This window comes from Mesorhizobium maamorense (genome assembly GCF_044998965.1).
Classification (GTDB): domain Bacteria; phylum Pseudomonadota; class Alphaproteobacteria; order Rhizobiales; family Rhizobiaceae; genus Mesorhizobium.
The window spans coordinates 561832-584156 of sequence record NZ_CP173356.1 but is presented as its reverse complement, the minus strand read 5'-3'; the positions used below and the strand labels follow the sequence as shown (position 1 = coordinate 584156).

Sequence of the window (22325 nt, the reverse complement as noted above, 5' to 3'; positions counted from 1 at the left end):
AGGAGTTCCCATGCTGACAAGACGCCTTTTTGCCACCGCAGCTCTCGCGGGCGTTGTCGCGCTGACCGGCATTGCCGGGACGGCGACCGCCGCTCTCGCCGAAGCCAAGGAGTTGGTCTATCTGACTCCAGGCCTTGATCTTGCCTTCTGGCGATACCTCTCCAAGGGCATCGAGAATGTCGCAACCAAGGGAGGCTACACCTATCAGGCGCTGGATTCGGGCAACAATGCCCAGACCCAGCTTAAAAATGCCAAGGACGCGATCGCCCGCGGCGTCGCCGGGATCATCATCTCTCCGACAGACAGTTCAACCGCGCCGGCCGTGCTCGATCTCGCCAAGCAGGCAAATATTCCCGTGGTCATCGCCGACATCGGCACGGACAGCGGCGACTATGTGTCCTTCATCATCTCTGACAATTATCAGGGCGCGAACGGCGTCGGCAAAGCGCTGGCCGAGGCAATGAAGGCCGCCGGCAAGCAGGACGGCAGCGTGGGCATTGTCGGCATCAGCCAGGCCCGCCTCAACGGCCAGGCCCGCACCAAGGGCTTCAAGGACGCGATGACAGAGGCTGGCATCACCAAGGAAGCCGGGCTGCAGCAGATGCAGACCTACACCGCGGACGAAACCTTCAAGTTCACGCAGGATATGACGACCGCGAATCCGGACATGAAGGGCCTCTTCGTCCAGACCGACGGCCCGACGCTGGGCGCTTTGCAGGCAATCAAGGCGGCCCGCCTCACCGGCGACGTGCTGGTTGCCGGTTTCGACGGCGTGCCGGAATTCGTGCCGTTGCTGCAGTCGGGCGAACTGGTCGTTTCGGGCATGCAGCAGCCGTATCTGATGGGCCAGGAATCGGGACGCGCGATGGTCGACCATCTCGGCGGCAAGACTCCCGAAAAGAAAATCCTCGTGCCGATCAAAATCGTGACCAGCAAGAACATCGAGCAGGAGCTTCCAACCATCAAGGAAACGGTCTTCGCCAACGAGATGTAATCGGGGCCTGGCCGACATAGGCCGTCCGGGGCACCCTCCCCGGACGCTTTATTCGTACCACTTGGAGTGTGTCCTCGGATGGTAGACAGCAGCAAGATTCCCGAGCCGCTTCTCGTGGCTCGTGGCGTCACCCGCCTGTTTGGGAACGCCTACGCGCTCAGCAACGCGTCGATAGCGCTCTGCCGGTACGAGATCTGCGGATTGCTGGGCGCGAACGGCGCGGGAAAATCGACGCTGTCACGGATCGTTTGCGGACACCTGCCGCCTTCGTCGGGCGAGATACTCTTCAAGGGTGCTCCCTTGACCGTCGGATCCGCGCGCGACGCGCTGCGTTCCGGCATTGCCCTCGTGGCACAGGAAACCAGTCTGGCGCCCGACATGAGCGTGCTGGAGAATATCTTCCTACCCAGCTACGCGATGCCGGGCCGTCTGTCTTTCAGCCAGTTGCGACACAGGGCGCAGACCATCCTGTCGGAACTTGGCCACGACCACGTACTGCCACTCGACATCGAGGTGCGCCGGCTCTCGGCAGCGCAACGCCAACTCGTCGAAATAGCCAAGGCGCTGGCCCTCAACGCCGATCTTGTCATCTTCGACGAGCCGACGGCCTCCCTCTCGCCGATCGAGGTTGACCGGCTGTTCGAGATTATGGGACGGCTGAAAAACAGCGGGAAGGCACTCGCCTTCGTGTCGCATCGGCTTGAGGAGGTCTTCGCAGTCACCGATCGCGTCACAATCCTGCGCGAGGGCAAGACCGTGGCCGAAAGCGTGCCTACGGCGGGGCTCACGCAGGCCGACGTCATCCGCCACATGGTGGGACGCGACATCGGAAATGTGTATCGAAAGGCCGTCTCGCGAGTGACCACTAACGAGCAGCCGGTGGCTCTGGAGGTAATTGGGCTCAAAGCCCCGCCTTTCGTGCGTGACGTCTCGTTCACGGTGCGCAGGGGTGAAATTCTCGGCCTCGGCGGGCTTGTCGGAGCTGGACGCTCGGAGAGCGCCGAAGCGATATTCGGACTGCGCCACCGCAGCCGCGGGCGCGTCCTTGTCGGCGGCAAGGAGATTGCCCCCAACAGCCCTATCGCGGCAATCCGCGCCGGTCTCGGAATGGTCGCCGAGGACCGGCGGGCCCAGAACATCGTGCCCGACATGACGGTCGGCGAAAATCTCTTCCTCGCCCAGATGGGCAAGCACAGGGGTTTCGGGCGAGGCCATTCGGCGCGCCGCAAGCAGGCCAGCGAGCTGATTTCGCGTCTCGACCTTCCGACCGACCGCATGGATGCAAACCTTCTGCACTTCTCCGGCGGCATGCAGCAGAAGATCATTATCGCGCGCTGGCTGCTGATCGAGCCCGAAGTGCTCATCCTCGACGAGCCTACGAAAGGCGTCGACATAGGGACACGCCAGGCAATCTACGAGTTGCTGCGCGAGGTGGCCGAAAGGGGGATAGCCGTAGTCGTGATCTCCTCGGATTTCCAGGAATTACTGGGGATCTGCGAGCGGGTCGTCGTGGTGAGTGACGGCTATACCATCGCCGACCTGCCCGCCTCGCGACTGAGCGAAGAGAGCCTGACGCTGCTCGCCGCGCCCCGAAGCTCAGCCGAGCGCAACACGGCATTCCTGCGCGATCTTGTCGCCAGCCATGGCGGCACGGCATTTTGGGGATTGATCGACGACGACCGGTTCGTCTGCCTCGCCCTCGCCGAGGGTACGCCGGGTGCAACGATGGGACTCGCGGCCGGGCATGTCTATCTTGCGCAGGAGACGGCAATCCCCCTCGCGCTTGGAAGGCGTCAACCCGGCATCGTGACCGAGAATGACGGCCGCTCTACCTTGCTTGCACCACTGTCCAATCGCCGAGGGCACGATCTGGGATGGATCGGGCTCAGCCTGCCGGCCGGCTCCAGGCTGCCGGACGCCGGGGCCCTGTCGGCCCGGATCGCCGGCCTGTTCGATACACCTCAAGACGAAAAGATCGACGCATGAACGCGCCCACACGATCCTTTGCGATGCCCAGATTCGCCAGCACGCTTGAGTTCCGGATGCTCTGCCTCGCCATGGTGCTTGCGGTGATCCTGTCGTTCATCTCGCCGCACTTCTTCACCGAGCGGAACATGTTCAACATACTCGACCAATCGGTGGTGCTTGGCATAGTTGCCGTCGGCATGACCCTGGTGATCCTGACTGGCGGCATCGACCTTTCCGTCGGGTCGGTCGCGGGCGTGACCGGCATCATCCTCGCCCTACTCCTGAAGGAATTCCCCATTCCGGTGGCGATCGCGCTCGCCATAGGTTGCGGCGCCCTGATCGGGCTTTTCTCCGGCGTTCTCATCGCAGTGTTCGGCCTGGCGCCCTTCGTGGTGACGCTCGGGGTCATGGCGATGGGGCGCAGTCTCGCCTACATCGTGTCGGGACAGCGCTCGATTTCGGGACTGCCCATGGGGCTGCAGAATATCGTCTACACGAACCTGCTGGGCATCCCCGCCAACGTCATCTTCCTCATCGCGCTCTACCTCGCCACCTGGGCGTGGCTGACATATTCCAAGGGCGGGCGAACCATCTACGCGGTCGGCTCGAACATCGAAGCCGCCCGGGCGGCCGGCCTCAACACCCTCTTCTACTCGATCTTTCCCTACGTGGCGTCCGGTGCCCTTTCGGCGACGGCGATGACCTTTTCGCTGGCGCAGATCATGTCGGCTGACCCGATCGGGGGAACCAGCTTGAACTCGACGCCATCGCGGCCGTGGTCATCGGTGGCGCGAGCCTCTACGGCGGACGAGGCACGATATTCGGCACGCTGATGGGGGTTCTGATCATGGTGATGATCCGCAATGGCCTCAACCTGCTCGGCGTCTCGCCGTTCTGGCAGGGGACCGCCATCGGCGCCATCATCATCCTCGCCTTGCTGGCCGAGCGCCTCATCACCTGGAAATCGCGCCGCGTTTGAGACCAGGAGAATCCTATGACACAGTCCGATCCTTCCCGCGCCGTCCGCCTCTACGGCACCGAAGAACTACCGGCAGAGGAGCGGCTACTGAGCGCCGGGCCCCTCAGCGTGCTTTTCGACGGCGCGAACCTGCGCGACTGCCGCATGCATGGCGAAGAGGTGATCCGCGCAATCTCGTTCGTGGTCCGCGACAAGGACTGGGCGACGCTCATTCCGAAGATCACCGACCTGGTCGTCGAAAAGGACGACGATCGCTTTCGTGTGGCCTATCGCGCAAGCGTTGCCAGCAAAGGCGAGACCTTCGGCTATGACGTGGGCATCGCTGGTACCGCGGCAGGCGTTCTGACCTATTCGGCTCGCGGAACCACGCCGACCGGGCTTCTCACGAACCGGACCGGCTTTGTCGTCCTGCATCCCATAGAGGGCATAAGCGGCGCGGCCGCCACGATCACGCACACAAGCGGCGAGAGGGTCGAGACACGGTTTCCTGTGGAGATCGATCCGGTGCAGCCGATGATGGATCTGCGTGAAATCTCGCACCGTACTCCCGGCGGGCTGGAGGTCAGCTGCCTTATGGAGGGCGACGCGTTCGAGATGGAGGACCAGCGGAACTGGACCGACGCCTCCTACAAGACCTATGTTCGTCCCCTCGCTCTGCCCTGGCCATACAGGATCGAGCCCGGCGAGGTCGTCGAACAGAAGATCACCCTGACCGTCAAGGGCTCTCCCAAGGGTCCGTCGCGTCAGGGGGAGGCATCGCCGCCCTGACGCTCGGCGAGGCGGCGGACGCGATTCCACCTCTCGGCGTCGGATTGCATCCCGATGACGCTTCGGCCGCATTGCGGCATGTCGAGACGCTTGCCCAGCTCGGCGTCGCCCATGTCATCTGCCATTACGATCCGCGGCTCGGCCATGATGCCGAAACGCTGGCGAGGCAGGTCGAGATCGCCATCGCAATGGGCGCCCAACCCTGGCTCGAAGCAGTGGTCGAGCATGCCGACGATGCTGGCGCCGCGGCGGAAATCGACTCCCTGGGCAAGGTGGCCGCGAGGCTCGATCATCGCTTCACGACGGTTCTGGTGTCGCCCGCACCCGATCTTAAATGCACGCTGCCCGGCAGCATCTGGCCGCCAGCGCCGGATGCGGCGAAGCTCTATACGGCCGCGCGCGCGGCCTTCCCCGGATCTCGCATCGGCGGAGGCATGTTCAGCTTCTTCACCGAGCTCAACCGCAAACGTCCCCCGGCCGAGGCGATAGACCTCGTGACATTCACGACGGCGGCGATCTTCCACGCTGGTGACGACCGCTCCTTGATGGAGACGCTCGAATGCCTGCCGCATATTGCCAGGACCGTGCCGGCGATCGCCAAGGGCCGCCCATATTCCGTTGGGCCGTCCGCAATCGGGTTGCGCGACAATCCCTATGGTGAAGCGCCGGTCGCCAATCCCGCCAACATCCGGCAGGCGGTCAATTTCAATGATCCGCGCCAGCGGGGCGTCATGGGAGCGGCCTGGAACCTCGGCTACTTCGCCGCCTTCGCGGAAGGCGGCGCGGCGGCCATCGCGCTCGGCGCCGCGGTCGGCCCGTTCGGCGTCCTCTCCGTGCCGACGTCATTTCCGCAGCCCTGGTTCGAAGGCAAGGGCGAGCTCTATCCTGTCTGGCACATCGTGCGAGGCCTGGCGAAGCTCAAAGGCTGCCCGCTCCGTCCGCTGCGATCGTCGGTCCCTGGCGCAGTGCGAGGGATCGCGGCGGTTACCGAAAAAGGCACCGAGCTGTGGTTATGCAACCCCTCGCCCAACGCGCTGGAGGTGCGCCTCCCCGAAGGCTTCGCGCGCGCTGCAATTCTTGACGCCTCATCTTTCGTCGCGGCATCGCGCCAACCGCATCTGCTCGATCGGCTGACGCATGATGGAGCGCAAACCCTGTCGCTCGAAGCCTACGCAGTCGTGCGCGCGCTCAGGCAGGTCTGAAGCGGCATCACAAACCAGTCCCGGAAGAGAACGGAGCATCCATGCATATACTCATCATTGGCGCTGGTGGAATGATCGGCCGCAAACTCGCGGCCGAGCTTTCGCGGACAGCATCGCTTGGAGATCGAAAGATCGACCGGATGACGCTGGCGGACGTGACGAAGCCGCCGGTGCCAACCGGTGACATAGGTTTTGTCGAAGCCATTGCCGCCGATATTTCCGCTGCCGGCGCAGCGCAGGATCTGGCCGCGCGCCGCGCGGATGTGATCTTCCATCTCGCGGCCATCGTGTCCGGCGAAGCGGAACGCGATTTCGAGAAGGGCTATCGCATCAATATGGACGGCACGCGCGCTCTTTTCGAGGCGATCCGGCTGGAAGGAACCCGGCGGAAATATATCCCCAGGCTGGTGTTCACCTCCTCGGTTGCTGTCTATGGCGCGCCGCTGCCCGACCCTATTCCCGACGACTACATCCTTGCCCCGCTGACCAGCTACGGCACCCAGAAGGCGATATCCGAGCTGTTGCTGGCCGACTACTCGCGCCGCGGCTTCCTCGACGGCGTCGGGATACGCCTGCCGACGATCGTCATTCGGCCCGGCACTCCCAACGCGGCAGCCTCGGGCTTCTTCTCCGGCATCCTGCGCGAGCCACTCGCCGGGCAGCGCTCCGTGCTGCCGGTGAAGGAGACCGTCAAGCATTGGCTGGCGAGCCCGCGCTCGGCGGTAGCCTTCCTCATCCATGCCGCGATGCTCGATACATCCGCGCTGGGCCCCCGGCGCACGCTGAACATGCCGGGTGTCGCGGCCACGGTCTCCGACCAGATTGCCGCGCTCCGCCGCGTGGCAGGGGCCGAAGCCGAGGCGTTGATAGACCGCACGCCGGACGAGGCGATCGAGGCCATTATTGCTGGGTGGCCGAAATCCTTCACGCCCAGGCTGGCCACCAGTCTGGGCTTTGTGGCCGAAAGCACGGTCGACGAACTGATCGCGGTTTACCTGGCGGACGACGCCCCTCGAACCACCCCTTGAGGCAGCGCACGATCGCGGGCATTTCGTGAAAGTTGAATGTGGGAAATTCCGATGCTTCTCGGTTGCATAGGCGATGATTTCACCGGGTCTTCCGACCTGGCCAACACGCTTGCCAAGGGGGGCATGCGCACGGTCCAGTACAACGGGGTTCCCAACACCGCCTCCGACCGCTCGGTTGACGCGGGCGTCGTTGCCCTGAAGACCAGAACGATATCCGCCTCGGAGGCGGTGAAGCAGTCGCTCGCGGCGTTGGAGTGGCTTCGACGCCAAGGCTGCCGCCAATATCTGTTCAAGTACTGCTCGACATTCGACTCGACGCCCGAAGGCAATATCGGTCCCGTGCTGGACGCTCTTGGCGACGCGTTGGGAGCGGCACGCGCGATCGTCTGTCCGGCGTTTCCCGCAACCGGCCGGTCGATCTACCAGGGGCATCTTTTCGTCAACGATCGGCTGTTGAGCGAATCCGGCTTGGAGAAGCATCCGCTTACGCCGATGACGGATCCCGATCTGCGGCGTTGGCTTGCGCGACAGACCGCGCGCGGGATCGGCCATGTCCCCTACGATGTCGTAGCGGGAGGCGCCCTCCCGATCAGGGATGCGCTGGAGGCAGCATCCGCCAGGGGCTCTCGCTACGTCGTGGTCGACGCCATCCAGGACAAGGACCTTATCGCCATTGGCGAGGCTGCCGAAGCCGATGTCCTGCTCAGCGGCGGTTCGGGAATAGCGCTGGGACTTCCGGCCAACTTTCGTCGGGCCGGGTTGATCGGCACGGCGGCCACGCATTGGAAGGGAATACAGGGGCCGGCGGCCGCGCTTTGCGGTTCGTGCTCGACCATGAGCCGGCGCCAGATTGCCGAGCACCGGAAAAGCCATCCGACGCGCGTTGTGGAGGTGGATGCGGTCGTGGACGGCACGGCGAATCCTGTTGAATATGCCGAGTGGGCGATCGACCGCCAGCACCACGGCTTGCCACTGGTGTTCTCGTCGGCCGAGCCCGAAGCCGTCGCCGCCGCACAGAACCGCTACGGGAAGGAGCGCGTCGCGACGGCGGTTGAAGATTTTTTCGGCGAACTGGCGCGTCAGCTTTCGGCGCGTGGCGTACGCCGGCTGGTTACGGCGGGCGGCGAGACATCGGGGGCCGTCGTATCGGCGCTCAACATTTCGTCATTCGAGATCGGACCGGAGATCGACCCCGGTGTTCCGGCGTTGAAGGCCCGTGACCCGGATATGGTGCTCGCCCTTAAATCGGGCAATTTCGGCTCGGCCGGGTTCTTCGAAAAGGCAGCCGACGTCCTTACGGGAGGCGTTCTACGATGAGCGATGAAACAAGACTCAGGGATCAGATGTGCAGCATCGCTGCGTCCATGTTCGCGCGGGGCCTCACTGCGGGAAGCTCGGGGAACATCTCCGCCCGCCTCGGCGACGGTCGGCTGCTCGTCACGCCGACAGGATCGTCCTTTGGCGCGCTCGACCCCGCCCGCCTGTCGCTCTTCGACGCTGAGGGACGGTTCCTGGACGGCGACAAGCCGACGAAGGAGATGCCGCTGCATCAGGCGTTCTACGAGACACGCGGCGCGCGCACCGGAGCGGTCGTCCATCTTCATTCGACCCATTCCGTCGCGGTTTCGCTTCTGCCCGACATCGATCCCGACAGCGTCTTCAAGCCGCTGACGGCCTATTCGGTCATGCGGCTGGGAAAGGTGAAACTGCTGCCCTACATCCGGCCCGGCGACCCGGCGATGGGAGACGCCGTGCGCGGACTCGCCGGGAAACGGTCGGCCGTATTGCTGGCCCACCACGGACCCGTCGTCGCCGGCAAGGATCTCGAAGCCGCCGCCTATGCGATGGAGGAACTTGAGGAAACGGCCAAGCTCACGCTTCTCACCCAGGGCTTGCGGCCCAAGATCCTCGCGGCTCCGCAAATTCGCGAGTTAGTGGAACACTTTGACGTGGAGTGGGACGACTGATGCAACTTTCGGCCAATCTGGGATTTCTCTTTCGTAACCTAGCGCTTCCGGATGCGATCCGCGCGGCCAAGCGGCGCGGTTTCGCGGCGGTCGAGATGCATTGGCCGTACGATACCGACGCATCGGTGGTCGCGGCGCTGCTCGCCGAAACCGGTCTTCCGCTGCTTGGCATCAACACGGCCCGGGGGGATGTTGGGGCGGGTGATTTCGGCCTCTCCGCGCTGCCGGGCCGTGAAACGGAAGCGCGCGCGGCGATCGACCAGGCGATTGAATGGGCAGCCGTAACAGGCTGTCACAACATCCATGTGATGGCAGGAAAGGCAATCGGTGACGAAGCCTTCGCGACGTTCACCGGCAATTTGCGGTACGCTTCGAAGGCGGCGGCACGGCACAACATCGGCATATTGATCGAGCCCCTGAACCCGCGCGATGCGCCGGGCTATTTCCTCTCCGACCTTTCCACCGCATTGCGTGTGATCGATGCGACAGACGGTGCGGTAAAGGTAATGTTCGACTGCTATCACATGCAGATCATTCAAGGCGATTTGCTTAACTCGGTAAGGCAATTTTCCGACAAGATCGGCCATATCCAATTCGCCGCCGTACCGGATCGTAGCGAGCCCGATCACGGCGAGGTGGACTATGGCTGGCTCCTGCGCGCAATCGCGGACGCCGGCTATGATGGTGCATTCGGCGCCGAATATCGCCCCGTCACCGATTCGTTCGGATGGATGAAGCGTTTTGACCACTAGAGGCCTGAGTGCGCGTGCTTGGCGCGGCACGCTTTCGGCCCCGGCGGAGCCGATATCCACGCCAGACAGGAGGCGCGAGAACACCCGGTCGATAGCGGATCTGCCGCGTTCGGGATGACCTAGGCTAGAAAGCCGACCTTGCGTTCGAGGGGCCAATGCGACTGCCACGGTCATATGCTGCTATGCTGCGATCAGGGACAAATGTCCCCTTTCAGAAGTTTGCAGTGCAAGTCTGTTGGATTGATATACAGCGCAAAGACGTCGTTCGCGTCATCAGCCGGGGTTGGCGATCTTCTCCCCGTGGAGAATCGCAAAACCGTAAATCTGCTTCAGGATCTCTCGCACGTGGATAGCGCTCGCCGGAGCACCACGTTCGACGATGCTGCCGCAATGGCTCTTGTCCGAGTGATCTCCCTCAGCAGGCGATTGCGCAGACCGGAAGAAGCTCTCGCTCGAGGATGGAGCGCCGCATGGCGCGCGTACTGTCGGCCATCGGGGCGGCGGAGAGCCACTTCTTTCCAAACTCGCCAAAACTCTTGGCGTCGTTCAGGCGGCGCCTGTAATCAAGCCGAAAATGAGATCGCCCCACCGGGCATGACCCGGACATACATGCCATCTCGGTCAGCAATCTTGTAGATATTCTGTGTTTCCAGCGCCTTAAGGGCGGCATCCGTCAACATCCCTACTGCGTCCTGAAAAGTACCGTCAGTACAATTTGGAGGCTCGTGGCAGGAAATTCCTTTTTCCTCTATGCCTTAGGCAAAAAACACCGTCACGAGCCTCATTGCTCCGACGTACTTAAGTCGCGGATTGGCGTATTTTCGGCGGCGTTTGAGTGGGCCTGAATCACTCCCACTCCATTGTATCCTAGCAACCTAAACTATTGATTTTAGATAGGAATATTTTTCCCAGATTTTTGATACCGTCAGAAAGACCGTCAGAATTCTCGACTGTTGAATTCTTTGAGGAATTTCGGATTTTCGCGAAGAAGTTGCCGAGTATGGCCGACGTCAGCCCTCGATCACTCAGTGGGACCCCCTCATTGACAGCCTGTGCTTGGGAATACAATTGCTCCGCAATCGTGTAGTCGCCCACAGTCTGGTGCAGTTCGGCAAGCTTGTTTAAGCTAATAGCGAAGTTCTTACTTACCTCTCCGAAACGCTGCCGGGTCAATTCGCAAATATGGGTTGCTAGTTCAATTGCCTCGCGGAATCGGGAAGTTCGCTGGAGAAGAGAGAGTTGTTCCTGCAGATTTTCGAGGTCCTGTTGACGGTCTACCATCACCTGTCCTCCAGCATGTCGCGTTACGCTGTCTAGTGCCGACCGATGCAAGGATTGTCATCTATTCTGTAGGTGTGTCTGCCAATGACCTGGCGACAGGCACTGGGTAGGTGCTCGAGCATTACGAGTTCCTTAACAGCGGATCGGAGGGCCAATCCCTCTTGGAAGCGCATCCTGGTGACGAACCGGTATCTGGCTCGCATGGCGCAAATGGATCGAGATCATCAAGCCAGGCTTTTGCAGAAGCGCAGGCGGGGCCAGGGCTGTCGGTCGTCTGCGAAAAGAAACCGAACGTTCTCATCGCAGCGCTTTGGACAACAGTTTCAGTGTCCCCGGGTGCCGAAAATAGCTCATGTGATCCGAGGCAGCTATCGCGACCTCGCAGGTGCGTTGGCGCCCTCCTGGCAAATTGCGCATGCTGGTTAGCGAGACAGCGATGTCGTTGTCCGAACCGCCAAACATCAGATTCGCAAAGTCGTATTTGGTTCGATCTGACCAAAGCCTCGCCAGAAGCGCCTGCAGCTTCGAACGACGCTCCTCGTTTTCGGAGGTGGCTGGGATCAGGGAGGTGTTGCCCGCAATCAGAAAATAGGAGACGTCGGGTCCCGGATCCGGGCTTCTAGAAAGATCCTTTAGGAAATCCGAATCCGTCATCATTTCACCGAGGGTTATCTGCGCCGTGCTAGCAGCATGGGTCAGGCCCGCCAGCAACGCCGCCGGCCAAACGATTTTCGACAACTCGTTCAGCCCGACCGCCAATGCTGTGGTCGCCCAATCGACGACGTTCGGCCACGGCGATCCACCGTTTGGTGTCCCTAACATGACCAGCCGACGGACCACGCGATCGCCTCCCTCGCGCTCAATAAACCAGCGGGAAACCAGGCCTCCCATCGAATGGGCGATTATGTCGAGTGATTTGCCGTGCTCAGGCCCCAAACCTACGGTACCAAGACGGCTCTTGAGCGCACGTGCCGTTTCGGTAATTGGATCCTGCAAGTTCTCATAGTCAAAGGTGAGGATCAGGTCATAGTCAGTCAGCCCCGCTCGCCTGAGGCTGGCAGCCATGTCGCGGGTATCCCCGATGATGCCGTGGACAAACAGTGCAATTCGGTTCGCCTTAGCGACGCGCTTTTGGATCACCGCCAAGTCTGGTTCGTATCGAACGGTGAAATCCTCACCGACTTCGGCTGCTGCCAGGATCGGATAGTGGTACTCTGTACCGAAGCTAAGGGAGATGACTTTTTGGAAGAGGATACGCAGTGAGCCTCCCAGCGTTCGGCTCTCCGCCTCGGTGGGATGCGGCAGTCGTTCCAAAATCACCCTAGTTTCGTCCCCCACGGCCTCGGACCGGCCTAGGGGCAGGAAGAACTCGCCGTCGAACGCTATTGGCAATACGCGCTCGCCCGGCCCAAGGCGTCGGGGGATTGTAACCTGCAAGGGGTTAGTTGGAGTCACTAATGCTGGATCGTTCACGCCAGAGAGTTCTAGAACGTTCAAAGCGTCGTGGGTCCCTCTAGTCGGCGCGAGGTCAAACGCCTGCACTACCGTCGGGTCTTCATGGATCCAACGCGGAAGCGACGCCAGCGCTCCTATGGCCCGCGTGGCCACCGGCATGCTTGTCAACCGGACATCGGCCGCACCTAAAGCGGAATGCGGTTCTATCCGAACCTCGCCAGCAAGCGTCACACCGCTGCCAGGTGACAAGCGCTCAGACTGCAGCGGACGGACGGTTGTAATCGCATATTGAAAGGTCCGCCAATCGTCGATGCGTTTCGTGGGCTCCTGCCCTGCGTGCCGCGTTTGAACCCGCTCCATGAGTCGCTCAAGCGTCCCGAGTTCGCTAGGGCTACGGGTTACACCGCGCTCCTTAAGATCAGCAGCACGGGACCGCGGCAAATCGAGATCGGGCTGCTCCATTCGCCTGGCGTCGAACGAGGTCGTGCTGACGATAACCTTGATGAGGTCCTTGATCTCGGTAACGCCGCGTTCCCAGAATTCGTCAGGAACGGTAACCGGTATTGGCTCGCCATTGTTGGCGAAGGTTTCCTGACCGGCGGCCAGTTTCTGGCAACCGACATTTGTCAGCATGTTGAAGATGCCGAAGGTCTGAGGCAGATCGAGCAGCCCGACATAAAGCGTTCTCTTGCCGGAGTTTTTGAGCCTAATTCTAATTTCAGGATTGATCCATTGGCCTCCGTCAGCCTGCATGTATTCCATCCGGAGTTCCGGCTCCATTAGGGCCGTACCGTTCTTCAGAATCTCGACCTCCACTTCGGCAGAACCAATGGAGGAAGCAGGGTTGTTCAGTTCGGCGGAAGTCTTCCAGCGCTCGATGTGTTCCAGCCGTGCGACAGCTTGATTGGCTGCACTATCGGTGTAACCTGAAATCTGCTCGACGAGCGGAAGGTCATCGTCAGCCTTGGCAATCACATATTGCTGTCCCTGCGCAATCAGGCGGATATCGGCGGTCACACCCTCTGATGCCATGCGGACGAACTGTGATGTCGCCAGAGCCTTTTCAGCCAGCTTAGTTCCTTGAGCGTCGCCCTCTAGCCGCACACGGAGCCGGGGGGTCGCGTATCGCGTGATGATCGCTTTGAAAGGTGCGTCGGCGGGGTCCAGTGCCGTACCAATTATCTCGAGCCGGCTAGTGGTTGCGAAAACCTCTGCGACCCGGACCTTGCCGACCCCCTTCGCAGGGTCCTTCAGGTCGTTGTCGGAAGCGTCAAAGGCAAACAAAACCAATTCGGTGATGTCGTCGGGCGTCGGGTTGGGTATGCCATGCATCCGTCCGGCATCGATTAACCAGCGGCCGCTGTGATGACTGGCCAAGAATGTGTGCGGGACCCGCCGGATCGTCCCTCCAAGGAAGGGCCGCAGCAGATCTTCGCTGACTGTAGCCTCGAGCTGGGGGGACTGCCGTTGGACCTGACCCTGAACGAGCGCGGCGGATCGCGCGAACAAGTCGCGGTAGGTGATGGCGCCACCAACGGTCCGCAGCGTTTCGCCTAGGAAATAGGAGAAGGCCCCTCGCGTAGTACCCCCGCCCTGATACTCCTTGGCCTCCTCGTCGTCGCGGCAAGCGGCGAGTAGCACATGCCGTCCAGCACCGTCCCAACCGGAGGGGCTTGTCCGCAAATCGCGAGTTGAGCCTACCTCTGAAAGCTCGTCTATGGCAAAAATGAAGCTCTCCAAAGGTCGTTGCCGCAGATCAGTCGGCGCTCGCCTCACAGCCGTTTCTGAAAGGCCCGCGGCGCGCGTGCCAGAGCCAGAGTGGCAGCAGTCTAGCAACACGACCACGTGGGCTCCCCGCTCAGAAACCTCGGTAATTAGCTTGGACAGCTCCTTGTCCGCGAGATCCCACGAACCCTCACTTCGGCTATCGTACAGAACGAGTGTTTCATCGAGATGGTCGGGCTCGATATTCCAGAATTGTTCTGGGGACTGCTCCTGCGAGCCGTGGCCGCTGTAGGCGAACAGAGCGACGTCCTCCGGTCCGGCGCTTCCGAGATGCTCACGGAATGCGCGGATCACCGCTTCGCGCGTAGCATCTCCGTCAATTAGTGTCTTGATCCTCAGCGCATCTTTCAGCGCGCGGTTTCCGGGATCAACCCGCGCATCGAGGTACTGCTTGAGGTAACGAATATCATTTGCACATCCCCGCAACTTTGGGACTGGTCGAGGGTAGTCGTCTATCGCGACGAGCAAAGCGTAGATCGTCTTTGTCATGGCGCTAAAATCCTCGCTGTGATTCTGTGCGTGAAGGAAGTCTAGCTCTTACAAATGCGCGCCGCTCAACTAACAAGGCTCTCGAATGCTGAGATAAGTTTCCGAATATCCGCAACTTCATACAGGAAGGCGCCGCTAGTAGGTTGGGGGAGCATCACTCGCTCCGAGAAGCGGGCCGGGATTTCCCTGACATATGAATGCCGCCCAATACCACGGTCTGGAATCCTGGGCCTTCAAGGCGAGCATGGAGTTCCGAAGCGCCTGTGCGCGGGGCTCTTTTTCGTTGATGATCCGATTGTAGAACTGCGTCATGAGATGCCGCGCGGCAGCATCGCCGACTGGCCAAAGACTGAGCACAAGAGTTCGCACGCCGGCGACCGCAAAGGCCCTGCGCAGTCCATAAACCCCTTCGCCCGACCGGATCACGCCAATGCCAGTATCACAGGCCGATAGCACGGCCATGTCCGTATGAGTTAAGTTCAACCCTACAATGTCCTCCGCTGTGAGAAGGCCGTTTCCTGCATCCTGTGGAAGTTCGCCGCCGCCAAGAAAGGTGTTCGCGCCTGCTAGCGCCAACCCAGAACGAAGCAGCGGGTTAAGGAGCCCAGTCTCAGGAAGAAAGTAGTTCTCCTGCCCCGGCGTGTCCGGAAGCAGGAATTCCGTTCTCGCGCCGGGAAGCTGGTCGGGAAGGAAGAATCCGTGCGTGGCAAAGTGGATGACCCGCGGAGATTTCGCCTTGCGCACCGCCGCGGTAGTCGCCTGATCGCGTGTCAACGGCGCAACGCCGAGCATTTCACCGACTAGGCGGCCTTCCTCCAAAGTCTCCGGTAACGGGGTGAAAGCCAACGAAGCCTTTCGCAAGGTCCCCGCAAGCCCGTCTTCCGCGGCCGACAGGGCGGTTGCATTGTGACCGGCCAGATTGAAATCCGGATCCGCGATAACGACAGCCGCAGTTGCCGCGTCCAAGGCGTCGCCGCCTCCTACACAGTCCCTGCCGCAGACCACATAGCTGAAGCAGTAGGTGTCGATCAGCCGATCTCCGTCCAAGTTCGGCAACGCCTCGAAGGGGATCCTGCTTAGATCGCCATCAGGAGCGACAATGAGCCGGGTCATTCCATCCAAGGCAGAGCGGAGAGGTTCAAAGATCGCCTGGGACAGGCGGTCCCCGGCGTCGAATTCCCGCTGCTGTAGATCATCGGGAGTGGGTCTCACATGTCTCGTACCGCTGTCCGCAACGGTCTCGCCGCCGACGCTAACTTCGGTGCGGACTGAGCGAAGAAATTCGTCGATTAGCGTATCGACGGCCTCGGCTGGGCCGAGGTCAAGCAGACGGAGCCCGTTCGGGTTCTGGCCAGGGAGAACAAACGCCAGGTAACGCCCGATGGCCCACCCATCCGTCGACGGCCCGCGAAGCCGTGGGCGTATGCGTATGAATTCCACCAGTGCGGTTCCGGCGTCAACTGCCGCCGCAACATCGTCGATACCAGCATTCCGCAAGCGCTCTTCTAACCAGAGTTCGGGAATCTGGCGCGAAAGGTCGGCTTCGGCTCGTTCCCGACGGGCAAAAAGTCGCGCCAAGCGGTTTTCGTGGTCTGCGGGATCGAGCGAGCCGGGGCCGGCAAGCGACTCGATGGCCAACTGCCGCCGCAGGTCAAGCAATCCCTGGAGAAGTGGGGCAAGCGTCGGATAGCGAGTTCCGAGCAGCGCGTCCCGTTGGACGGAAAGTGTCTCGGACAATAGCGACTTGCGTCGCAATAGAAGCTCGTAGGCAAAGCGTACCTCATTCGGCACGTCTGCTCGATAACGAGAGATCAGTGCCAACGCGAGGTGAAAATCATCGGATATCTTGTCAAGAAACCCAGCCCTCACCCGCTCCGAGCCAGCGCGAAAGACACGACTAATTACGCGATCCAGCACCGATGTTGCCTTTCGGATCGTGTCGATTGCTATGTCCAGCTGGCCGGAGAGAAGATAGGCAACACTCAGACTTACGAGCCCTAGCCCGACATTGTCGTGCTCTTGTCCAACCGATCGGCGCATTGCCTCGATGGCTTGCGCCAGCAGGGGGATCGCATCCCGAGGCCGACCGGTAGCAGTAGCAGCCACTCCCTGACCGTGTAGCGCTATCGCATATTGGGCGTGATTTTCCCCAAGCGTCTTTGCCGCGATCTTGGCGGCTTCGCCAAACAGGACGCCAGCCTCGGCAGGGCGTCCTGCCCCAAGGGCATACTCCGCTTCCCGCTGCAGGCTGAGGCCGACATGTGGATGATCCGGGCCGAGGATTCTTCGACGGATCGCCGCCGCGTCTTTGAACATTTCCTCCGCTTCCGGCCGACCGGCGTCACGATAGAGTATGGCAAGATTATCGAGGACTGTCGCTGAAGTGGGATGGTCCACTCCGACCGCACGTTCAATCCCATCGAGAGCCGCATGCTACAGTGTAATTGCCTGGGCTGCGTCGTCCATGCCGCTGTAGACGGACGCCAATCCGTTCAGCGAGCGCGCGTAGTCGGCATGCGAAAAGCCAAGCGTTGCAGCTCGGATCTTGATCGCTTGTCGGTAGAGTGGGATGGCCTCTGCATAGCTCCCCTGTGAATGGTGTAGTTGCGCCAGATTGTGCAGACGAGTGGCGAAATGGGGATGATTCTCCCCGACCGCCAAACGGTCGATCTCCATCGCCTCGTCGAACAGCTGTTTTGCCAGGGTATGCTTTCCTTGAGTCATATAAAGCAGGCCGAGGTTGTTTAGTCGTATGGCAAAAACTGACCGATCGGCATGTCCCGTCGCTCGCTCGATCTCTATGGCTTGCTTTAGTAGCGGTTCTGCTTCCGCGTAGCGGCCGGTGGATTCATAGAGCAAGCCGAGGTTGCTCATGCTCTGGGCAATGTCCGGGTGCGCCCCGCCCACGAGTTCTCGCCGCAAATTGAGAGCTTCAACATAAATCCTTTCAGCCTCATCGAACCGCCCCGACTGCTTGTTAAGGAGGCCAAGATTGTTCAGGCTGAGAGCGACCCTGGGATCCCGATTGCCGTAAAGGCGGCGGCGGCCATCGAGGCTGAGCTTCAACGGCTGCTCAGCCTCTCGGTACTTTCCCATGTCCAGATAGAGTCGGCCAAGTTGATCAAAATTGGCGACTACCGTCGGATGCCTATCACCCAAGGCAGCTTGGCGAACCGCTAGCGCCTGAGCATATAAAGCTTCGGCCTCTTGGTATTCGCCGATGCAATGCAACGTTTCCGCAAGATTTGCGCGCGTGCTCGCGAGGTGGAGATGGTCCGCCGCGAGTGTCATTTCCTCGAGCGCCACCGTCTGCCGGAAAAGGTCTCGCGCCGTCTGATAGCGTTGCTGCGCGAGAGCAATGACGGCCAAGCTGTTGAGGCTGTTGGCTACTTCTGCATGTTTGGCACCTAGGACACGGCCGCGGATCGCGAGCGCCTGTTCGTTCAGGTCCCACGCTTCGCGATAGCGATTGGTCGCATGGTGCACACCCGCGAGATGGTGCAGGTACATCGCGTAGGCGGCCGTCTCTGTCTCATTACGCTTTCTGGAGATTGCAATAGCGCGCTGCAAAGCCTGCTGAGCTTCGTCGTATCGCTGCACATGCGTGAGCATTAGGCCCAGATTGTTGAGGGCCGCAGCAAAACGGGGATGATCATCGCCATGGGCAAGTACCGTCGCGCCGCACGCCATCCGAGCCGTCTCAGCGGCGTCGGCGTGATCCCCGCGTTGATACAGTGCGGCAACATTCTCGCTGAACCTATGCCCCAACTCGGCAAGGTCGGCCTTCGCGAGCTCCCTTTCCACACAGTCGACTTCATGACAGAGGCACAGGCGAAGCGCGTTCATTGCGTCGACAGGCTCATCTCCGGCGAGAAGCCATGCCGCAAGGTAGTAGAACACTTGGCATTTCTGCAAAGGCGTTTCGGCCTGCGCGTCAGCATCCTGAATAGTCGTAAGACCGAACAGGAGTTGCAAGAGAGTGCGGTCCCATCCGGGAAGCGGTGCCGTGGCGAGAGCCGGCTGAACCAGCGCCTCCGCTTGATCAGACATGCCCAATCGGTCGAGGCAGACGCAGGTCAGCCGGAGGACGATCGGCGAATGTTCCTGCGTCAGTAGCTTAGCGCATAGCCCCAGGCATCGCGGGAGGTCCCCCTCCGCATATGCCGCGACGCACTCCTCAAGCTGCTGGGCTGTCTCCACGCCGCGACCTTCAAGCAGGACCGTCCTGCCGCCGGGTTCGATAGGCGCGCGATCAAACGCTTGAAAGACCTCGTGCATGAGGCAATCTCGCGCCTGCAGCAAGCGCACGCATTCTCACACGCCTTCGAAAACGCACTTCCTCGCTGCGGCTCACTTAAGATGCGCTCAGCTTTAGCCACGGACGGCAGCATAGATCATCAACGAAATCATCTAATCTTGCAAGACACGCCGACGTGGAATCAGCCGGCGCTGTTGCCTGTTCGTTTGCAGCGCCCTCTGTCACAAGGCCGTGCCTAAGCAGCTGCAAAGTTGCCAGTTTCCTGGCATCCGCAACCGCTACGTGTTTGCGCTAGTCTAAGGAGCCGCCTTCAGTCCATTTCAAGAAAGTAGCTTACTGCCCAAAACGTGGCACCAATCTCAAATCACACAACTCGGCCATACTGCCAGCGCAAGGCTATTGACGATCTGGTCGCGTCATATCAAGGAATGTCACCTGTTGATGGAGCCGAGCAGGACGAAGGCGGCCCAAAAATAGGGATGAACCGCCTTGCCGTTGCACCGACATGCGCCACGCAATGTAGCCAAGTAACTCCGCCTAACGTCCCAGCTGTTGGAGACGAGGCTGCGATAGAGGCTACTCATCAAGTCGCTCGTATCGCGATCAGGCACGCTCCATAGGCTCACTAGGCCGGCGTGTGCGAACGATGCCAACAACGCATACTGAAAGCCCAGAACACCGGCCCCTCGCTCAGGCTGTCCAATCCCGCTTTCACAGGCACTGAGCACGGCAAGACGACACGCGATCAGATTCAGTGATGACAGCTCAAGAGCTGTTAGAAGTCGTCCCGCCACCCGATCGCTATGGAACTCTTTCTGGGGCGACAGCAAGAGCACCGCGCGAAGGAGAGCGCGGTCTAAGTCAGACAAGGGGTCGGACTCCCGCTCGTCCCACCTTCGCCAGCTAGTGGCAGGCGTCGCTATGAGGTTCGAAACTGGAAGGGCCGCCGCCGGCTGATACGATCCATGTGCAGCTACATGCAGCACCCGTGGATGATCGAATGAGAACACTTGTGAAGCGGTCGCCTCCGCCCCCAAATATTTATGGATGTCGTCGTCGGACCAACCATGATCGATTAGGAGCCGAGCGATTCCCTCGACTTCCACACGCGTATTGGGTAGCGCAGCGACTGACGCGCCACTGTAGTCTGGGTCGCCCAGCAGAATGACGTCGCGATTCACACCAGCTACGTCGATAGAGATCCTCATTCCCGGATTCCTCTGGCGGTATGCTATCGCCTCTTCTTGAAGCAAAGAGTGGCAATTCGAGATTTCGAGCTCCTCGATCAAATAGCGGCCATTGCGCACCAGCGCGTGGAAAGGTAGCGCTGCCAGCGAGCCATCAGGTGCGACTACGACTGACTTACCGATTGGCTCCAAAGGCTCAACAATTTTTTGGTAGACCTTCTCTGCAATGGCCAACATACTTTCGTGCGGCTGGTGCGGATCTGGTTTGGCGACAAGGTGGCGTTCCTCTCCCTGCGTTTGGGTGAGAGGAAGGGAGGGGCGACGGGAAGCTTGAGTGGTGAAGCTGATGCTAAGCGCGTCCAGTTGCTCTTGCGGACCTAAATCCTCAACTCGCAGGCTGTTCTCCGACAACTTGATCCCAATGTAGTGTTTCCCCGCAGTCGTTCCTGCGAGTCCCTGCTGCGGAGGTCGGATTTCAACCAGGGAGTAGTCGAGAAGAGTATGCTTTCCGTATTTGACGCTTTGGAGTTCGCGGAAGTCGAAGTGAAAGACGTGGGCGATCGAGGGAATCATTTCGAAGGAATTTCCAACCATCTGACTTTCAAGCTGTTCCCGCGCAAACAACGCGTCGTCCAGTTCCAAAGCAGCGTCCAGGTCCTCTGGGTCGGCGGCAAGGCGGCGAGCAGCGGCGGCGAAGCGCCGGTTTGCGCGGAACAAGACCTTGTCGACCCCTTCCCAATCGCGAAAAGTTACAAGCCGATTGCCTTCGGTGGCGAGGAACTGGTTGGCTTTTAGTTGCAGCAAGGCGTTCGCCACCGTAAGGTCGATCGCCTGCCTAGCCGCCGGGTCGTCGACCATGATCCAGACCGAGACAAGTTCATGAACAACGTCGGCCTGCAATCGAACATATGCCAGACGTGTCCGTGCGGTCTTACCATTGCGCCAGTCAGCGGCGTATGCACCTAGGGCTTGCGCCAGCGTCTCGTAGGCATTGGCCGCGCCGACAAAATCGCGGCGATGCGCGCGGATGCGACCTACGTCGCGCCAGAGTTCCAGATTGTCCACGAACGTGCCGGGGCCGTGGCCGCTGGATTCGGGCGAATTGAGATCGAAGACCTTCCCAATCTCTGCAAGCGCGTTGTCAAAGTCCCCCACCTGTAGAGCCGCCCGTGCCATCACGCCATGCATCAAATCGCGGATCTCACCGGCATCATCGCCAAACCGCATGGCGTGGGTCACCACCAAACGGGCTAATCCTATCGCGTCGTCCCGTCGACGATTTGCAAGGTAGAAGTTGCCCAACCCAAGGAGGCCTGCGGCAAAGTACCCCGGCAGAGTCTTTCGGCCAATGGGAAGGAGTGACTTCAACGTCAGCATGACATTTTCGCCGAGCTGCTGATCCCCGTTGCTGATGTGATACATGGCCGCTGGCAGTAGGTAGCGTAGCCGCTGCAGCAGCAGACCTTTCCGGATGGTCGGCCAAAGCAGACCAAGTATCTCATCGTAGAAGGACCTGGGCTCATCGTACTTTTTTTGAAGTTCGAGATTCCAGGCGACACCATAGAGGTTGGCAAGAACTTGATCCTGAACTCCTCGTTCGCGTGCCAAGGCCAGCGACCGTTTGAACCAGACGACGGCCGATTGGTGGCATTTTGCCAATTCGAATAGCAGCCCAAGCCGGTGGGACGCGTACTCGCGCAGGGACGGCCGCGAAATGTCAACTTGATTTTCTTCGGCTGCAAGGTCGTATGCGCGACGCAAAACCAAGCTCGCGCTGTACGAATCATCGGCCATCTGTGAGAAGAGGTCCGCCACGGTGAAGAGTGTCCTGGCGCAAGTTATGCTCAGGTCGCGCTCTACAATTTTGGCACGCCGCGAGACATCCCAGAGTTTTTTAGCCACCGGTAGGGCTTCATCCCAAGACTTCTTTTTGACCAACTTGCCGAGTCTGGCGCAGAGACGCTGGATCTCTTCCATTGCAACCACACGTGAGAGAACTTATCTCGCTGTTCAGGCGGGCGTGTCGCCCAGATTACCACAACGTGGCGTTGGTGTATTCGACAACCTGTGCCCACATCAACAGAAAGTACCTGGCAGACAGCTGGGGTCAATGTAAGCGTGCCAACGTCGGTCTGCGCGGGCGTACCCGTCATCGGGTGAATAGGCGCTTCAATGTGTGGTCTCTTCGAGAGCTATCGCGTTGGTTAGGGCG

At 60.6% G+C, this 22325-nt stretch carries 15 protein-coding genes and 1 pseudogene; 10 read left to right on the top strand and 6 right to left on the bottom strand.

Features of this window, described 5'->3' with window-relative positions; translation table 11 throughout:
* Window positions 1-10 precede the first annotated feature (10 nt).
* From ACIU1A_RS03245 to ACIU1A_RS03200, 10 genes are all read left to right on the top strand, one after another.
* Window positions 11-994 (top strand): substrate-binding domain-containing protein, encoded by a 984-nt coding sequence (locus ACIU1A_RS03245; protein WP_404926596.1) that lies wholly within the window; start codon window positions 11-13, stop codon window positions 992-994.
* Window positions 995-1072: 78 nt separating this feature from the next.
* Window positions 1073-2980 carry a sugar ABC transporter ATP-binding protein gene (locus tag ACIU1A_RS03240; protein ID WP_140685136.1) on the top strand — a complete coding sequence of 636 codons (1908 nt, stop codon included), beginning with the start codon at window positions 1073-1075 and terminating at the stop codon, window positions 2978-2980.
* Between the two features lie 23 nt (window positions 2981-3003).
* Window positions 3004-3795 (top strand): ABC transporter permease, encoded by a 792-nt coding sequence (locus tag ACIU1A_RS03235; protein ID WP_404926595.1) that lies wholly within the window; start codon window positions 3004-3006, stop codon window positions 3793-3795.
* Window positions 3738-3941 (top strand): hypothetical protein, encoded by a 204-nt coding sequence (locus tag ACIU1A_RS03230; protein ID WP_404926594.1) that lies wholly within the window; start codon window positions 3738-3740, stop codon window positions 3939-3941. Before ACIU1A_RS03235 ends, ACIU1A_RS03230 begins: the two co-directional genes overlap by 58 nt.
* A 15-nt stretch (window positions 3942-3956) precedes the next feature.
* Entirely contained in the window at window positions 3957-4709 is a 753-nt protein-coding gene (locus ACIU1A_RS03225; protein WP_404926593.1) for a hypothetical protein, read from the top strand.
* 44 nt (window positions 4710-4753) lie between these two features.
* The gene (locus ACIU1A_RS03220) at window positions 4754-5911 is read left to right on the top strand and encodes a hypothetical protein (protein ID WP_404926592.1); all 1158 of its coding nucleotides are present in this window, start codon (window positions 4754-4756) and stop codon (window positions 5909-5911) included.
* A gap of 41 nt (window positions 5912-5952) precedes the next feature.
* Window positions 5953-6939, top strand: coding sequence for a D-erythronate dehydrogenase (denD, locus tag ACIU1A_RS03215; protein ID WP_404926591.1), 987 nt, complete (start codon window positions 5953-5955; stop codon window positions 6937-6939).
* A 51-nt stretch (window positions 6940-6990) separates the two neighbouring features.
* Entirely contained in the window at window positions 6991-8256 is a 1266-nt protein-coding gene (gene otnK / locus ACIU1A_RS03210; protein WP_140524771.1) for a 3-oxo-tetronate kinase, read from the top strand.
* The gene (gene otnC / locus ACIU1A_RS03205) at window positions 8253-8906 is read left to right on the top strand and encodes a 3-oxo-tetronate 4-phosphate decarboxylase (RefSeq protein ID WP_140524772.1); all 654 of its coding nucleotides are present in this window, start codon (window positions 8253-8255) and stop codon (window positions 8904-8906) included. The genes otnK and otnC overlap by 4 nt, the downstream gene beginning before the upstream one ends.
* The gene (locus tag ACIU1A_RS03200; protein ID WP_404926590.1) at window positions 8906-9658 is read left to right on the top strand and encodes a hydroxypyruvate isomerase family protein; all 753 of its coding nucleotides are present in this window, start codon (window positions 8906-8908) and stop codon (window positions 9656-9658) included. The genes otnC and ACIU1A_RS03200 overlap by 1 nt, the downstream gene beginning before the upstream one ends.
* A gap of 279 nt (window positions 9659-9937) precedes the next feature.
* Here the strand turns inward: ACIU1A_RS03200 and ACIU1A_RS03195 are convergent.
* From ACIU1A_RS03195 to ACIU1A_RS03170, 6 genes and pseudogenes are all read right to left on the bottom strand, one after another.
* A pseudogene (locus tag ACIU1A_RS03195) lies at window positions 9938-10338 on the bottom strand (integrase arm-type DNA-binding domain-containing protein); the annotation flags it as partial.
* 187 nt (window positions 10339-10525) lie between these two features.
* Window positions 10526-10939: a tetratricopeptide repeat protein gene (locus ACIU1A_RS03190; protein WP_404926589.1), complete on the bottom strand. Its 414-nt coding sequence runs from the start codon at window positions 10937-10939 to the stop codon at window positions 10526-10528.
* Window positions 10940-11236: 297 nt separating this feature from the next.
* The gene (locus ACIU1A_RS03185) at window positions 11237-14668 is read right to left on the bottom strand and encodes a caspase family protein (protein WP_404926588.1); all 3432 of its coding nucleotides are present in this window, start codon (window positions 14666-14668) and stop codon (window positions 11237-11239) included.
* A gap of 135 nt (window positions 14669-14803) precedes the next feature.
* A complete protein-coding gene (locus tag ACIU1A_RS03180) occupies window positions 14804-17065 on the bottom strand; it encodes a CHAT domain-containing protein (protein WP_404926587.1) in 2262 nt (753 codons plus the stop codon).
* A 36-nt stretch (window positions 17066-17101) separates the two neighbouring features.
* Window positions 17102-18946: a tetratricopeptide repeat protein gene (locus ACIU1A_RS03175; protein WP_404926586.1), complete on the bottom strand. Its 1845-nt coding sequence runs from the start codon at window positions 18944-18946 to the stop codon at window positions 17102-17104.
* Between the two features lie 411 nt (window positions 18947-19357).
* A complete protein-coding gene (locus ACIU1A_RS03170) occupies window positions 19358-22090 on the bottom strand; it encodes a CHAT domain-containing protein (RefSeq protein WP_404926585.1) in 2733 nt (910 codons plus the stop codon).
* Window positions 22091-22325: the final 235 nt, after the last annotated feature.